Source organism: uncultured Draconibacterium sp. (assembly GCF_913063105.1).
GTDB lineage: Bacteria > Bacteroidota > Bacteroidia > Bacteroidales > Prolixibacteraceae > Draconibacterium.
This window is the reverse complement of sequence record NZ_CAJXYQ010000024.1, coordinates 1-15,861: the sequence shown is the minus strand read 5'-3', so window position 1 is coordinate 15,861 and position 15,861 is coordinate 1. Positions and strand designations below refer to the sequence as shown.

Annotated in this window: 11 protein-coding genes; 1 reads left to right on the top strand and 10 read right to left on the bottom strand. The window is 39.5% G+C overall.

The features are described 5' to 3' along the window. Positions 1 to 17 precede the first annotated feature (17 nt). The 3 genes from QZ574_RS17650 to QZ574_RS17640 all read right to left on the bottom strand — a co-directional run bounded on the left by QZ574_RS17650 (position 18) and on the right by QZ574_RS17640 (position 4,634). Positions 18 to 2,240, bottom strand: coding sequence for a TonB-dependent receptor (locus QZ574_RS17650; protein ID WP_297091989.1), 2,223 nt, complete (start codon positions 2,238 to 2,240; stop codon positions 18 to 20). A 114-nt stretch (positions 2,241 to 2,354) separates the two neighbouring features. Beyond that, the gene (locus tag QZ574_RS17645) at positions 2,355 to 2,852 is read right to left on the bottom strand and encodes a hypothetical protein (protein WP_297091987.1); all 498 of its coding nucleotides are present in this window, start codon (positions 2,850 to 2,852) and stop codon (positions 2,355 to 2,357) included. Between the two features lie 132 nt (positions 2,853 to 2,984). Then, positions 2,985 to 4,634: a Zn-dependent hydrolase gene (locus QZ574_RS17640; RefSeq protein WP_297091985.1), complete on the bottom strand. Its 1,650-nt coding sequence runs from the start codon at positions 4,632 to 4,634 to the stop codon at positions 2,985 to 2,987. Positions 4,635 to 5,041: 407 nt separating this feature from the next. Here QZ574_RS17640 and QZ574_RS17635 point away from each other — a divergent pair, with 407 nt between their 5' ends. Next, complete coding sequence (locus tag QZ574_RS17635; RefSeq protein ID WP_297091983.1) at positions 5,042 to 5,917, top strand: SDR family oxidoreductase; 876 nt, start codon at positions 5,042 to 5,044, stop codon at positions 5,915 to 5,917. 73 nt (positions 5,918 to 5,990) lie between these two features. Here QZ574_RS17635 and yidC read toward each other — a convergent pair whose 3' ends face one another. The 7 genes from yidC to QZ574_RS17600 all read right to left on the bottom strand — a co-directional run bounded on the left by yidC (position 5,991) and on the right by QZ574_RS17600 (position 15,759). Next, a complete protein-coding gene (gene yidC, locus QZ574_RS17630) occupies positions 5,991 to 7,943 on the bottom strand; it encodes a membrane protein insertase YidC (RefSeq protein WP_297091981.1) in 1,953 nt (650 codons plus the stop codon). A 3-nt stretch (positions 7,944 to 7,946) separates the two neighbouring features. Continuing rightward, positions 7,947 to 9,551 (bottom strand): CTP synthase, encoded by a 1,605-nt coding sequence (locus QZ574_RS17625; protein WP_297091980.1) that lies wholly within the window; start codon positions 9,549 to 9,551, stop codon positions 7,947 to 7,949. A gap of 423 nt (positions 9,552 to 9,974) precedes the next feature. After that, positions 9,975 to 10,481 (bottom strand): flavodoxin, encoded by a 507-nt coding sequence (locus QZ574_RS17620; RefSeq protein ID WP_297091978.1) that lies wholly within the window; start codon positions 10,479 to 10,481, stop codon positions 9,975 to 9,977. 11 nt (positions 10,482 to 10,492) lie between these two features. Continuing rightward, positions 10,493 to 12,544 (bottom strand): alpha-ketoacid dehydrogenase subunit alpha/beta, encoded by a 2,052-nt coding sequence (locus QZ574_RS17615; RefSeq protein WP_297091976.1) that lies wholly within the window; start codon positions 12,542 to 12,544, stop codon positions 10,493 to 10,495. 6 nt (positions 12,545 to 12,550) lie between these two features. After that, the gene (locus QZ574_RS17610) at positions 12,551 to 13,861 is read right to left on the bottom strand and encodes a dihydrolipoamide acetyltransferase family protein (RefSeq protein ID WP_297091974.1); all 1,311 of its coding nucleotides are present in this window, start codon (positions 13,859 to 13,861) and stop codon (positions 12,551 to 12,553) included. Positions 13,862 to 14,077: 216 nt separating this feature from the next. Next, positions 14,078 to 14,989, bottom strand: a complete 912-nt coding sequence (locus QZ574_RS17605; RefSeq protein WP_297091972.1) for a dihydroorotate dehydrogenase — start codon at positions 14,987 to 14,989, stop codon at positions 14,078 to 14,080. Beyond that, positions 14,983 to 15,759, bottom strand: coding sequence for a dihydroorotate dehydrogenase electron transfer subunit (locus tag QZ574_RS17600; protein ID WP_297091970.1), 777 nt, complete (start codon positions 15,757 to 15,759; stop codon positions 14,983 to 14,985). Before QZ574_RS17600 ends, QZ574_RS17605 begins: the two co-directional genes overlap by 7 nt. Between the last annotated feature and the right edge of the window lie 102 nt (positions 15,760 to 15,861).

Genomic DNA, 15,861 nt, shown 5'->3' with positions numbered 1-15,861 from the left:
ATTGTTAGTGTACGCTCTTACTCATAGTTTAACTTAAAACGTAATCCAAGGTAAATTTTTCGTCCCATGGTAGGGCCCCAAATATTGGTAGCACTAAATTCAGAACCATACGGATCGTCGGCACCACGTATCGGATTGTCTTGCGTAAAATCAGTCAGGTTCTCAACCCCCAGGTAGATATTCCAATACCTAAAATACTTGGTTACCTGTGCATTCATAATGGTATAAGGCGAAAATTCGGCAAAATTAGTTTCCATATCAACCCTGTCCATCCACTCTTCGTATACGTAAGGAATTCGCCCGCCACCGTTAAACTGAATGGTATAATCAAACATCCATTTCTTTAAGTTGGTGGTGTAATTCAGATTAATCAAACCTTTGTAATCGCTGCTTAAGGGGGCCTTTTTTAATTGGCCGCCTATGGTTTCTTTTATTTCGTTTATCCGGTAGGCAAGTAACAAATCCAGCCGCTCAATGGGTTGCCATCTTACATCTAACTGCAGGCTATTGGCGTAGGCTTTTTCTGTTGATGGCAGTAATAGAATGTATTCAGATGACGATTCGCGATCGAGTACCAGCTTGCTCTGAAAATCAGTCCGAAAGAATTCTGCATTTATATTCAGGTCACGTCCAAGAAGCTTATAGTTTTGAATAAATGCAAAACCATAATTCCAGGCTTCTTCCTGCATGGCATCGGCAGTCCAGGTAATGGGGCGCGAATTGGCCAACATGTAAATGTTTTCGGAAAGTACATTGGCCGTACGGTAACCTTTTCCGGCGCTGGTACGAATGGTAAAATGCTCAGCAAATCGATAACGAAAATGCATGCGCGGTGTAACAAAGCTTCCAAATATGTTATGCCAGTCGGCCCTGATACCTGCCATTAAAGTAAGATTCTCGTTGGGTTTAAATGTGTATTCAGTAAACAGACCCGGAACCTTTTCTGTGCGCTCAATTTGCCGGTTATACAGTTTTTCGCTAAAATCATCGTAAATAAAACTTACACCGCTGTTTAATACATGAAATGCATTTTTATCCAAATCGCGGGTGTAAACCAAATTTCCATAAAACCTTGTTTCGTTGGCATTGTACGTTGTTAATCCGTAATACGATTCGGTTTCGTGCAAAGCAAAATTGCTTAGAATTGCCAGTGCCGAGTGCGAATCTTTTGAAACTATTCCGGATTTAAAAAAGGCATCAAATCGATTGTTTTTAATGTTCACGCCATAAGGGTTGTCAACAGATGGCGTCATATCCCGGTCGGCACCAACCTGCCCGCCCAGACGATCTTCAGCAAGTACTGTAATACCTGCCTGCGCCATTGCACCATTGTGATTGTTGTATTTCCAACGGTTAGCCAGCTCAAATGTGCGCGACAAAGGCGAATCGAGAAAACCATCATGGTTATGGTCGTTTTCTTTTGAAAGGTTGCTGGCATGCACCAATATTCCTGTTGTTACGGTATCGCCTTTAACTTTAATGTTAGTGTTGCCGTTAAACTCTGAACGGCCTTCGTAATTTCTAAACACATTTAGAAACAGTTTTTCTTCGCTATCCGGTTTTTTCAGTTCAGCATTAATCTGTCCGGCAATTGATTCGTAACCATTTAAAACCGAAGCTGCCCCTTTTGAAACCTGGATAGACTCGAGCCATGGGCCAGGAATATAAGTTAATCCGAAAGTAGTAGCCAGTCCGCGAAGGTTGGGCATATTTTCAACCTGTAGCTGCGAGTAGGTGCCATCTAAACCCAACAACTTAATTTGTTTAGCCCCAGTTATGGCATCGCTGTAGCTTACATCAACCGATGGGTTTGTTTCAAAACTTTCGGCCAGGTTACAGCAAGCTGCCTTATGGAGTTCGGCATTGCTAATGTTTTCTGTTTGTATTGGATTAATCACGGACAGATAAGTACCTCTGTTTTTTTTGATTACTGTAACTTCTTCAATCTCCAGATTGGGCTGAAGTACCACCGCAATCGGTTCTTCGCCATGCACGTGAACTGTTTGTGGCTTGTACCCCACAAAACTAAACACCAGCATATGTTGTCCGTTTTTTCTATTCAATTTAAAGCTCCCGTCAGCTTTTGAGGCAGTACCTTCACTGCTTCCCTCCCAAACAATATTAACACCGGGCAAAGGCTCTTGCCCACTTTCGTCGTTACTAAATACAACGCCACTTACTGTTTGTGCATTAGTAAACGCGGGAAGTATAAAAAATAATAGTAAAATATATTTCTTCATTTTGCTTAAGATTTAATGATCCTAAAAAGTAGTTATGGAAATGGCAACTTCTGCCATTTCGGATTTACCCAAAGTATAAAAGGGTAAAAAACAGTTCTTAGAAAAGAACTTTACTTAAGCAAGCGAAGGGATTTTAAGCCGGTGTATTTCGATTAAAAAATCGAATGAAGAAGTAATTAAAGGCGGAGGATCTGAGTAGAATTTTTGATTTTCTGGCTGATTATCAATGCTAATCAGCTTTTCAAAAAGGCTTGTACTTGCGATTTCCAGCTCAATGGGTTGTGTTGATACAAATTTAACTTCTTCATCTATGGCTTTGTCTTTTAGTTTAATGAAGAAGGATTCCGGTGAATCGCATCCGCATGAGTCGGCATGGCCATCGCAACTGTGACATTCGTGACACTCATTTCCCGAACAAGCAATTTCGTTATTTAAATTATCGTGTTTGTGATGATTATGGAACTCGGTTTCGCAGGTAGCAGGTTTTATAATTATGCTGGTGTATTCTTTGCCGGAGCACGAACAGTGGCTTTTATACAAGTTAAAGCCTGAAGCTGATAAAAGAAATATCGCTCCCAAAAGTAAACTTGCTATTTTTTTTAGCCCTTGCATGGTACAAATATAACGCAGAAAATAAATTAATGGTTGTTAATAACTTGTTAAACCGGTGATAACTCCGAATTTCAAGAAGCAAAAAAAAGGCCGGGCAGATTATCTACCCGGCCATATATCTAAAACTTTTTGCTACAATCCTAACACCTCTGCTCCTTGCTCAAAAACTATGTCTCGCGGAATTCCGGCCTCTCCTATCCTATCCAGGTCTTTTTGCAATGCTTCCCGGATAAAGCCTTTTTCTTCCAGCATTTTTTTGGCAGTTTCATAATCGCCATCGCCCTGAATTTTCAGAATCATTTCAGAAAGATTTAACATGGCTGCTTTCATTTTATCGTAATCAACACGGTAGGTTCCATTAGTTTCGTCGCGGGTAAAAGCACCTGTTTCCTGGAAGTAATAGAAACGCATCATATTGGCTTTTCCATGAGCACTGGCAGCTCCAAAGCGTACGGATCGGAAGATGCCAGCCATAAAAGTAACAAAGTTATCCATCATGTCTTTTTCTCCGAGTTCGCCCATTTCATTAAGCTGGTACACACACCATAATCCTAATATGTCTGCTTTACTTTCCTCAATAGATGTGTAAGCATCTTTAAGGGATTCGCGAACGGTTGTGCTTTGGTCAACTGTATTTCCGAGTCCCAGGCCATGTGCCACTTCATGAAACATGGTATTTTCAAAAAATGCATCGAATTTTACATGCTGACGTTGGTTTTCGGCAATAAGTACGTCGGCAATCGGAACCAGTATTTTATCAAATTTTGCCTGCATCGAGTTTTTCAGTTGCAGCTTTCGGCTTCCTTTTGTTTCGCGAACCACTTCGTCGTTGGGTAAATTTATGGCAATGGTTTTACTACCGGCATTGCAATCTCCGGCATAATAAATAGCGTCATAAACATTCATGTCTGAATCCATACCCGGAGTTTCGTTTTTGTAGGCTTGTTCGCAAGGCAATGCTTTTTGAAGGCCAGGTAGCAGCGATGCATATTTTTCCAGCTTCTTACTCCATGCTTTGTCTTTAATTAAAATAAACGATTCGTGCGCTGCTTTATAGCCGTATAGTTGGTCTTCGTAATTTTCAATGGGCCCAACAATAAATTCGATGGTATTGTTTTTCATTTCCATCCAGGCCACATCGCTGTTGAAATACTCATCGGTAAGTAATGCTTTAGCCCGTTCTTCAAGGTATTTTTTTAATCCGGGTTCTTCTGCCAATTCTGCGGCCTGCATTAATAATTCTGCAGCTTTTTTAATTTCTTTTTCAAATGCGATGTGGTAGGGAATGGATTGCAGACTGCCATCTTCGCCCCTACGGATCAAAGTGTACAAGCTTGTTTTGCTTGAATTGTCCCATGCTTCAAATTCTTCTTTGGTCATATCTGCCGGATAAAAATTTGCACCAGCAGGTTTGTCTCCATAGTCGGCTAGAAATGATTTATTGGCATTTAAGCGTTCCCATGGGCCGTAGTTTATTTGTATAAACTTTCGGGTAGCTTCATCCCAGTTTTTATTGCAAAGTTCCTCCTTGTTGCCAAACGCCTGCTGCCAGTAAATTGCTTCCATTAACTGTGCGGCTTCAAAAAGCATGGGCAACATTTGTTTTTCTTTTTCGCTTAAAACACTTAAATCAGTGGTTAATTTAAATGTCGCAAACTCATCGGCCTTTTGTTTTATTTCAGTGTTTACATTCATTTGTTGTTCCTGTGTTTTGTTTTTTGTATTGGTTGAACAGCCAAAAGCAAAGGCTGCTGCCACCAGTAAAAGAAGTGCTTTTTTCATTTTATTTAAATTGATGGTTTTTTAAGGTATAAGCTGTAACGCACATGATATTGGTTATTTGCCAATTTGCTCAAATAGCTCATGCTTATTTCATTTAAATTTGTTTTTATTTCAGCTCAAAGCTAAAAAAAGAACCAGCGATATAAAATAGCTTTTAGCAGCTTTTGCTCATAATCCATCATTTTTTCGAATGGTTTTGAACAAAATTCGATATGAAAAGTTAAAAATGCTGACATTGAAAGGTAAAAACAAACGATAGCGAATAATTTAAACAGACTGAATTAACTTTGCAGGCAAATTTTTAACTGTTTGTTTTTGTTTAAATGGATAGCATAGTAAGCATGCAAACAAATAATCATTGTAGTGTTTGTTAACAGAAAAACGAGCACGTTTCATAAAAACTAATTATGGGTAACAATTTATTACAAGGAAAAAAGGGAATTATTTTTGGGGCTTTAAATCCCGATTCAATTGCCTGGAAAGTGGCAGTGAGAGCCCACGAAGAAGGCGCCACACTTACATTATCAAATACTCCGGTTGCGATTCGCATGGGCGAAACAAATCAATTGGGAGAGCAATTAAACGCTGAGGTTATTGGAGCTGATGCTACCAATGTAGATGATTTAAAAAATTTGTTTAACAAATCTATGGAAGTATTGGGTGGAAAAATTGATTTTGTACTCCACTCAATCGGGATGTCGCCAAATGTTCGAAAGGGCCGGCATTATTCTGATTTGGATTATAACTACCTGGATAAAACACTTGATGTTTCGGCAGTTTCTTTTCACAAAGTGCTTCAGGTGGCACGAAAACTTGATGCAATAAACGAATGGGGATCAGTATTGGCATTGTCGTATGTTGCGGCACAGCGTACATTTTTTGGGTATAATGATATGGCCGATGCCAAAGCATTGCTTGAATCGATTGCCCGCAGTTTTGGATATATCTATGGCCGCGAACGTCGTGTTCGGGTAAATACAATCTCGCAATCGCCTACTATTACCACTGCTGGTAACGGCGTTAAAGGTTTCGATCGATTAATGGACTTCTCGGAGCGTATGTCGCCACTTGGTAATGCTACCGGTGATGAATGTGCCGATTATTGTATTACGATGTTCTCTGACCTTACCAAAAAAGTTACCATGCAAAACCTTTTTCACGATGGTGGTTTCTCGAATATGGGGATGAGCTTAAGAGCACTTGAACAATACGAAAAAGGACTTGGAAGACGTTGCGAATGTGATGACGAAAAGCCAAGTGCTGAAGAGCACAGGTACGATTAAAGTATTTGATGTTTTGAACTAAAAAAGCCGCATTGAGAATAACTCAATGCGGCTTTTTATTTTTACGGTAAGCTTACTTTTTCTTAGGTGTTTGCACACCACGTTGTTTTGCCATTTCTTCCAATCGTTTTTGGAAATTCGAAGGCTTTTTAGCCGGTTTCTTTTTATTGGCTTGCAACTGTGCTCTAATTTTGTCTTCATCAACAAACGACCGAATAAGGTACGTTTGCCCAATGGTAATAAGGTTGGCCAGGAAGTAATAATAACTCAAGCCTGACGGATAGCTGTTGAGTAAGAAAAAGAACATCACAGGCATCATGTACATCATGGTTTTCATTCCGGGCATTCCCTGGGTTGATGTAGCCGATTGACTTAATTTGGTAGAAATGATGGTTGTAATTGTCATTAAAATGGTAAACAAACTCAAGTGGTTACCCATGAAATTCCCGATTAACGGAATGGTGAAATCCCAGCTTAAAATTGAATCGTAAGTAGATAAATCTTTTGCCCACAGGAAACTTTCACCTCTTAACTCTATGGATGTTGGAAAGAAAAAGAACATGGCAAACAAAATGGGCATTTGCAATACCATGGGTAAACATCCACCCATTGGGTTTACTCCTGCTTTTCGGTATAAAGCCATGGTAGCCTGCTGCTTTTCCATAGCTTTTTCCTGCCCGGGGAATTTGGCATTTATTTCGTCAACCTCGGGTTTTAATGCACGCATTTTAGCCTGAGACATATATGATTTGTAGGTGAATGGAAACAGAACCACCTTAATCATTAGGGTAAGCAGCAATATTATAATACCAAAGTTATCGATAGAGCGACGCAGCCAGTTAAAAACCGGAATAATTACATACCTGTTAACCGGACGAACAATGGCATAACCTAAATCAATCTGGCGTTCCATATCGTGGCCATATTGTTTTAGCGTTTGATAGTGGTTTGGCCCGAAATAGAACTGCATGCCTATATTTTCATTCTGGGTACCGTTAAACGGCACGGCAATATCGGCCCTGAAATTACCAAGATATTCAGTGTTATCTTCGTATTTAAACTTTTCCTGACGAACCTGGGCGTTTGGAAAAGATTCGTTGGCAATTAGTGTAGAGCTAAAAAATAGCTGTTTAAATCCAATCCATTTTACACGTGTGGTAAGGTCTTCCTCGTCTGATTTGTTTTTATCCAGATTATCAGTTTCGTCCTCAAAAAACTTGTAGGTAATATAGGTGTAACGGTCTTCGCCAAAACGCGAGTAATGTTCCTGGCGCGGTACATCAAAGGCCCATGTGAAATTCAGGTATGATTGATTTCGTGAGATGTAATTGTCCATTCCTTGCATATTTACATCAAAATCAACTATAAATGAGTTGTATGCCAAGGTATAAACGTACTCTATAAAATTACCCGGAGCCACTTCCAAACGGAATGTTACCGACTCTTCACCTCCCGGATTTTCTTTATTGAATTTCTGTCGTCCTTCATCGCCTTTTGGTACGTCAGGTCCATTTACAACAATGTCTCGTGTTCCGCCAACCTGTTCAAAAAACAGCTCATCGGTAGTAATGCTGCGGTTTTGAGCAAAAAAGTTTAAGCCAAACAATGTTTCGTCGCCTTCAAATAATATAAGTGGCAGCGAGTCGTGGGTTTGGTAATCTTTTAGCTCTACCGAATAAATTCGGCCACCTTTATTCGAAAAGGTAATTTTTACCTGGTTATTTTCAAGTGTACTAAATTCTTCGTTTCCAATAGTTGCAGAACCAAATGCCCCCAACTGTTGCATTTTTTCCTGCATTATTTGATTTTGAACAGCAGTATCAGCCTGCAAGGCTGCGTTTTGCATAGTTTGCTGTTCGTTCTGCAATTTCTGCAGTTCCAGTGCTTTCTGGGCTTCAACCTGAGCAATTGAATCGCGTCGTTGCTTTGCTGCTTCAACCTCTTCCTTTGATGGCTGGTTAATCAATGAGAAAACAACCAGTATGGCAAAGATCAATACGATTCCAATAATCGACTTTTTATCCATTTTTTATTTAGGTAATGAGTTCTTAATAAAATCAATAAACAACGGATGGGGATTAAGCACGGTACTGCGGTATTCCGGGTGGAATTGTACACCAACAAACCATTTGTGCTCTGGTATTTCAACAATTTCAACCAGGTCGGTATCCGGATTTATTCCGGTTGGTACCATACCTGCATCAATATATTGCTGACGATAGGTTTCGTTAAATTCGTAGCGATGACGGTGTCTTTCAAAAACGGTAAGTTTATTATATGCCTTACTTACGTTTGAGTCTTCATCAATAATTCTACACTCGTATGCTCCCAAACGCATCGTACCACCATAATTGGTAATGCCCTTTTGTTGTTCCATTAAATCAATTACAGGATGCGGTGTTTTCGGATTCATTTCAGATGAATCGGCGCTTTCCAGCTGAATAACATTTCGGGCAAATTCGATAACAGCAACCTGCATACCTAAACAAATACCCAAAAATGTAACATTATTTTCCCGTGCATATTTTGCGGCCAGAATTTTCCCTTTCATTCCCCGGTGGCCAAATCCCGGAGCTACAATTATTCCATTCAATCCTTTTAACTGTTCTTCAACGGTCTCCGGGCTTATCTCTTCAGAATGAATCCAGTTAATTTTTACCTTGCAACTGTTTTCAGCTCCGGCATGTACAAGCGCCTCTGCAATTGATTTGTAGGCATCATGAAGCTCCACATATTTTCCAACCAATCCTATTTCAACAGTTTGGGTTGGATTTTTATGGCGCAACAAAAAGTCATTCCATGCCGAAAGGTCGATGTCTTCATTGATGGTAAGTCCAAGCTTTTTAAGTACTGTTATATCGAGCTTCTCTTCCAACATTTTTAATGGTACATCGTAAATCGTAGGCACATTTACCGATTGAATAACAGAATCGAGTCCAACATTGCAGAAAAGTGCTACTTTTTTACGAACCGACAGCTCAATATCGTGCTCGGTCCTTAGCACCAGGATATCAGGCTGAACTCCTGTTTCGAGCAACATTTTAACCGAGTGCTGGGTTGGTTTGGTTTTTAATTCGCCCGTAGCAGAAAGGTAAGGAACAAGTGTTAAATGAATGACAAGCGATTTGCTTCCAAGTTCCCATTTTAACTGACGAACGGCTTCAATATATGGTAACGATTCAATATCGCCAACCGTACCACCAATTTCAGTAATTACAATGTCGTATTTACCTTTTGAGCCCAGTATTTTTATTCGGCGCTTTATTTCATCGGTAATATGCGGTATAATCTGAACTGTTTTTCCCAGGTAGTCGCCGCGGCGCTCTTTATCAATTACTGACTGGTAGATTCTTCCGGTAGTGACATTGTTGGCTTGCGAGGTTGCTGTATTCAGGAATCGCTCGTAGTGTCCGAGATCAAGATCTGTTTCAGCTCCGTCTTCAGTTACAAAACACTCACCATGTTCATACGGATTAAGCGTTCCGGGATCAACATTGATATATGGATCCAATTTTTGAATGGTTACATTATAACCCCGCGATTGTAATAGCTTAGCAAGCGACGAGGCTAAAATACCTTTTCCCAACGACGAAGTAACTCCACCGGTAACAAATATGTATCTAGTTTCAGGCACGGTAAATATCTTTTTATAATTCGAAGCCACAAAATTAATCAATTAATACGAACGGAAAACTAATGCCAAGGCAATTTAAAGGATAATGTAAATACTTAATAACAATCGTATTTTAAAAACTATTTTCCTACTTAACAATAATTAAAGCATTGAGGTGTCCGTATTTTTATATAAGCAAGGTAACCAATGTAAATAATAGATTTATAAATAATAGTGTAGTCCCAATAAAGTTAGTTTACATTTGTGTAGAAAAGTATTGTTTCTTAATACACATATGTACACCCCAAATATCAAGTATTATTAATCAATACATTTACAATGCATTAAGATGTTTACATATATAAAAAAGGCTTTTGATAAAAACATCAAAAGCCTTTGTGCAAATAGAAAAACCTTATAGCAAGTGTTCTTCTTATCTTTTTATTAACTAAATTCCTTTTTCAATTGTTCTACCCAGCCTTCAACGCGTTTTTTGGTTAAACGAGCCTGGTTTTCCTGATCAATCGGCAATCCAACGAAAACGTTGCCCCGTTGTGCTTTAGACGATTCGTAGGTATATCCTTCTATGGATGTTTGCCCAACCAGTGTTGCACCGCAATCTTCAAGAATCTCGGCCAGCAAACCAATTGCATCACAAAAGTTTTCTGCATAACCTTTTTGATCGCCAAGACCAAAAATGGCAAACTTTTTATTTGAAAGATCCATTTCTTCCAGATCCGGAACAAATTCATCCCAGTAATTAGGTAACTCGCCATCAAACCAGGTTGGAGCACTTAAGATAAAGTTGTCGAACTTTTCCAGCACCTCTTTTTTTAATTCTTCAGCATTAACTGCTTCAAGCTCTTTTTCTCCAAAAGCAGCGATAATTTTTTCTGCTACTTTTTTTGATTTTTGAGTATGGTAACTATATATAATTGCTGTTTTGCTCATTTTTTTTCGTTTTAATATTCAATTAATTCTTTAGCAGCGGTATAAATACCTTCAGTATTGGGTAAAATTGCCTTTTCAAGAATTCGGTTAAAGCCTACCGGTGTAAATGGCGACCCAACCCGTTTAATAGGAGCGTCAAGGTATTCAAAAGCTTTTTCGTTAATGAGTGCACTTAGCTCTCCTCCAAAACCACCAAAAACTTTATCTTCATGTACTACCAAAACTTTATTGGTTTTCTTAATTGAATTCAGAATTGTTTCTTCATCCAATGGGATCAACGATCGTAAGTCGACAACCTCGATATTGGCTATACCTTCAGACGCCAGTTTTTCGGCTGCTTCAAGACTTAAATGTGTTGTATTTCCATAGGTCAAAAGAGTTAAATCACTTCCTTCTCTCCGAACTCTTGCTTTTCCGAACGGAACCTCAAAATCGTCGGGTACAACGGTGGCAGCTTTCGGATCCTGGTAAAGCGCTTTGGGTTCCATAAACATTGTTAAACCTTCTGAGCGCATCGAGGTACGCAGCAATCCGGCTGCATCATCTGCAAATGACGGATAAACAATACGTACACCCGGAATTGCAGCCAGTGAACCTTCAATATTTTGAGAATGATACATGCCACCACCGATGTAACCTCCGGATGCCAGGCGAATGGTTATATTTGGCGAAAATTTACCGTTCGATCGCCACAAGTCGTGACTGGTATCAACATACTGTTCCATAGCCGGCCAGAAATAATCGGCAAATTCGGCACCTTCAACTACAACACGAATTTTTTTATCATATCGCGACATGCCGTTGGCTGTTCCCAGAATAAAGTCTTCAGCAATTGGACCGTTAAAAACACGCTTTTCTCCAAACTCGGCCTGCATTCCTTTCGATACGTTAAAAATTCCACCTTTATCTTTATTGGCCATATCCTGCCCCCAAATAAATGTATCGGGATTATGGCGAAACTCGGCTTTTAAGGTCTCATTTAAAGCCGTAATGAATTTTGTTTTCTCCCCTTCTTCGTTATGCAATCCTTCAGGGTATTTTTCAGAAACCATGGGTTCTGAAAATACATGATCGTAAATTGAAGCCGGATCAGGGTCAGGAGCAGCCATAGCCGCTTTATGTGCAGCTTTAATTTCTGCTTTTACTTCAGCATCAATTTTATCCAGTTCTTCTTCAGTAAACCTATCGTAACGAAGCAATAATCTTCTGTATTTTGCTAATGGATCGTAATCAACCACATAATTTCTTTCGGCCTCCGACCGATATAACAAGTGGTCATCTGAATTTGAATGCGATCCCATACGCACACAGTTGGCCTGCAATAAAACGGGTTTACTTTCTTCTATCGCATAACGTTTGGCTTCAGCCATTGCATTCATCGAATCAAAAACGTCTTTTCCGTTACAATGAATGATGCGTAAATTTTTAAAACCCGAAAAGTTATTGGCTACTTTACGTTGTGCAGTCTGATCCTTTTTAGGTACCGATATACCATAACCATTATCCTGCACCACAAATATTACCGGCAATTCTTCTTTATCGGCACCGGTAATGGCTTCGTAAACATAACCTTCACTAACTGATGATTCGCCCTGGCTACTAATCGAAACCGCTTTTTCGCCGTAATATTTAATAGCGCGGCCGGTTCCAACAGCATGCAAGGTATGGTTTCCTGTTGCCGATGAAACACTGTGCATATTCCACTCGGGTTTTGCCAGGTGATTCGACATGTGACGCCCTCCACTTGATGGGTCGGTTGCCTTAGAAATACCGTTTAATATGATTTCTTCCGATGTCATTCCGCCTGCAAGGGCAGTCAGCATATCGCGGTAGTACATATATAAATGGTCTTTGTTCTTTTCAAAATTTTGTCCGATAGCCAACTGAATTCCATCGTGTCCGGCATACGGTGCATGATACGACCAGCCAATTGCCTGTTTTAGGTAGTTGGGTGCTTTTTCGTCAATGGCGCGGCCAATTTTCATTAGCCGGTACCAACTCTCTAAGGTCTCCTTCGGAGTTTTCTTAATAGTATATTGTTTTGGTATTTTTAAATCTTTCATGATAAATTAAATTGCGCGGTTTGTATCAAATTGTTCCAGGTAATCAGCAATGCGACGCAGGAAAGCTCCTCCCAATGCACCATCAACAATACGATGATCGTATGATAAAGACAAATACATTTTATGGCGAATTGCTATTACATCGCCACTTGGTGTTTCCAGAACAGCTGGTTTTTTCTCAATAATTCCTGTTGCCAGAATAGCAACTTGCGGTTGGTTAATAATTGGTGTTCCAATAATATTTCCGAATGAACCAAAATTGGTGATTGTAAATGTACCTCCCTGAATTTCGGCAGGATCAAGCTTATTATTACGAGCAGCATCAGCCAATCGGTTTAATTCTTTCGTTAAACCCACCAGGTTTCGCTGTTCGGCATTTTTAATAACCGGAACAATCAGGTTTCCATCGGGTTTAGCTACAGCAATTCCAACGTTTATATCTTTTTTCAGAATGATTTTATCGCCATCAACCGAAGAATTAACCATTGGGAATTCAGCCAGTGCTGCAGCAACAGCTTCAGTAAAAATAGGCATGAATGTTATTTTGTCGCCGTATTTTTTCTGGAATGCCTCTTTGTTTTTATTTCTCCACAATACCAACTCCGTTACGTCTGCTTCAACAACCGAAGTAACATGAGGCGAAACTTGTTTTGACATCACCATGTGATCGGCAATCAGTTTTCTAACGCGATCCATTTCAACAACCGTATCACCTGCTCCTACTGAAACCGGAGGTGCCGATTTTTTCTCCAAAACAGGAGCTGCTGGTGCAGCTGGTTTGCTTTCCTTCATAGCAGCAGGCTGTGCTGCAGAGCTGTCTCTGCTTTCCAGATAAGCCATGATGTCTTTCTTTTGAACACGGCCTCCAACACCAGAGCCTTCAATGCTTTCCAACTCATCAAACGATACATTTTCTTCTTTAGCAATAGTTTTTACTAAAGGCGAATAGAATCGGTTGGATAGTTTTCTACTGTCGTCAACAGAAGCGTCTGTTATATCAGCTTTTACAGGTGTATCTTCTGTTTTTGCAGCTACTTCTTTGCTTTCAGTCTCTGTTTCTGATGCTTCAACCTCACCATCAAGACTAACTACCGCTAAAACTTCTCCAACAGCAACAAGGCTATCTTCCGGATAATTAATTTTAGTGATTACGCCATCCACTGGCGACGGGATTTCTGAGTCTACCTTATCAGTAGCTACCTCAAAGAGCATATCATCTTCTTCGATGGTATCACCCTCTTTTACGAACCATTTTGTTATCGTGCCTTCCTGGATGCTTTCACCCAGCTTAGGCATTACAATATTAAAACTTGCCATAATATAATACTTTAATCTATGTTTTGCTATTTGCACTTAATACAACAGAACAAAAATTGAAATGTTCAGATTGCAATTTTATTTTTGTGCAAAAATAGAGTTAAATGAATCTTAAGCATTAAAATGACGAGAAATAATACTAAATAGTATTTATCTGAGATAGATTTTATCGAATGACAAAAGTAATATACAGAAGTACACAATAGTGAATATACACTACTCTTGTAAAGCCCCTATTAATTCGGTGGCCGATAGCATATTATGGCGTTTCAAATAATCTTCAATGCCTTCTACAATCTTCACCGGAATCATCGGGTCTTTAAATATTGCCGTACCAACCTGTACTATTGATGCTCCTGCCAGCATAAATTCAATGGCATCAGCAGCAGTCATAATACCGCCAATTCCAACAACAGGAATTTTAACAGCTCTGGCAACCTGCCAAACCATGCGCAATGCAATAGGTTTTATTGCCGGGCCTGATAATCCGCCGGTAATAGTAGATAACAACGGTTGTCTTTTTTCTGCATCAATGGCCATTCCTAAAAAGGTATTAACCAACGAAACAGCATCAGCACCCTGCCCTTCCACTGCTTTTGCAATTTCTGCAATATCAGTAACATTTGGTGATAATTTTACAATAAGGGTCTTATCATAAACCTTCCTTACTTCGCGGGTAACCATTTCTGCCCCCGGACAACTCACTCCAAATGCCATTCCACCCTCCTTAACATTAGGACATGAAATATTGAGTTCGATGGCGTTTATTTTGTCCAGTTCATTAACTTTCTCTGTTAGAGCAATATAATCTTCAACAGTTGACCCGTTTACATTTATAACCAACTGTGTATCATAGTCAACAATTTCAGGATATATGTTTTCAATAAAGTAATCTATTCCTTTATTTTGTAAACCAACCGCATTTAACATGCCCGACGGCGTTTCGGCCATTCGCGGATAATTGTTACCATCGCGGTTTTTAAGCGTTGTACCTTTCAGAAAATAACCTCCAAGTAGACCAGGTTCAAAGAATTCGGCCGTTTCGCGCGCAAATCCACAAGTTCCCGATGCCAGTGTTACCGGATTTTTAAATTCTATATCGTGTAATTTTACCTTTAAATCTACCATTTCAAATCATTAATGTTAAACACCGGACCATCAGTACATACACATTGGTTGCCTTTGCTGGTTGGCTCTATGCAACACAAACATACACCAAATCCGCAGGCCATAAGGTTCTCAAGCGAAACTTCGCAAAATACATTTGTAGCCTTTGCTTCTTTTGCAACGGCCCGCATCATACCATCCGGACCGCATGCATATATTTTACTATATGATTTTAAGTTGCCGGTAAATATTGAATGCTGCGTTACAAAACCTTTTTCTCCAAGCGAACCGTCTTCTGATGCATAATGTAAATTCGCATACTTTTTATAGTTATTTAAATTAATATGGTCTTCTTTTGACCGTGCCCCAAGTAAAATATCAACATTCTCTACAGGCAATCCTGATTCTTTAGCTAAAAAAAGCATTGGCGCCACTCCACTACCTCCACCAATTAACAGAATCTTATCGTTTACTGCCGGATAGGTAAAAGTTTTTCCCAATGGATAAACAATACTGAGCCTACTCCCAACTGCTATTTCTGTAAGTTTACGCGATCCCCGCCCCAAAATTTTAACGATCATTGAGATAATGTTATTCTCGTAATCCACTTCAAATACTGAAAATGGCCGGCGAAGAAAGATCTCTTCGGCTTCCTTTATTTCGATATTGACAAATTGTCCAGGTTTTATTTCGGGCAGTTTTGTGTCCGATTGTACTTTGATAAGAAAGTTTGTAGCGTTTAGCGCCCTATTTTCGACTACATTGAGATCTTTAACAAACTTTTTTGGCATGTATTCTGATTTTGCCGCAAAGATAATAGAATAATCGTTGGATATTGCCTTAAGAGTTTATACAAAAAGAAAAGACCGTTGAATAACGGCCTTCTATGTAAT

Bases quoted from the DNA above. Each gene is read 5' to 3' on its own strand.
- QZ574_RS17650 (WP_297091989.1), bottom strand. From the start codon at position 2,240: ATGAAGAAATATATTTTACTATTATTTTTTATACTTCCCGCGTTTACT.
- QZ574_RS17640 (WP_297091985.1), bottom strand. From the start codon at position 4,634: ATGAAAAAAGCACTTCTTTTACTGGTGGCAGCAGCCTTTGCTTTTGGC.
- QZ574_RS17615 (WP_297091976.1), bottom strand. From the start codon at position 12,544: ATGAAAGATTTAAAAATACCAAAACAATATACTATTAAGAAAACTCCG.
- QZ574_RS17600 (WP_297091970.1), bottom strand. From the start codon at position 15,759: ATGCCAAAAAAGTTTGTTAAAGATCTCAATGTAGTCGAAAATAGGGCG.
- QZ574_RS17610 (WP_297091974.1), bottom strand. From the start codon at position 13,861: ATGGCAAGTTTTAATATTGTAATGCCTAAGCTGGGTGAAAGCATCCAG.
- QZ574_RS17620 (WP_297091978.1), bottom strand. From the start codon at position 10,481: ATGAGCAAAACAGCAATTATATATAGTTACCATACTCAAAAATCAAAA.
- yidC (WP_297091981.1), bottom strand. From the start codon at position 7,943: ATGGATAAAAAGTCGATTATTGGAATCGTATTGATCTTTGCCATACTG.
- QZ574_RS17605 (WP_297091972.1), bottom strand. From the start codon at position 14,989: ATGGTAGATTTAAAGGTAAAATTACACGATATAGAATTTAAAAATCCG.
- QZ574_RS17635 (WP_297091983.1), top strand. From the start codon at position 5,042: ATGGGTAACAATTTATTACAAGGAAAAAAGGGAATTATTTTTGGGGCT.
- QZ574_RS17645 (WP_297091987.1), bottom strand. From the start codon at position 2,852: ATGCAAGGGCTAAAAAAAATAGCAAGTTTACTTTTGGGAGCGATATTT.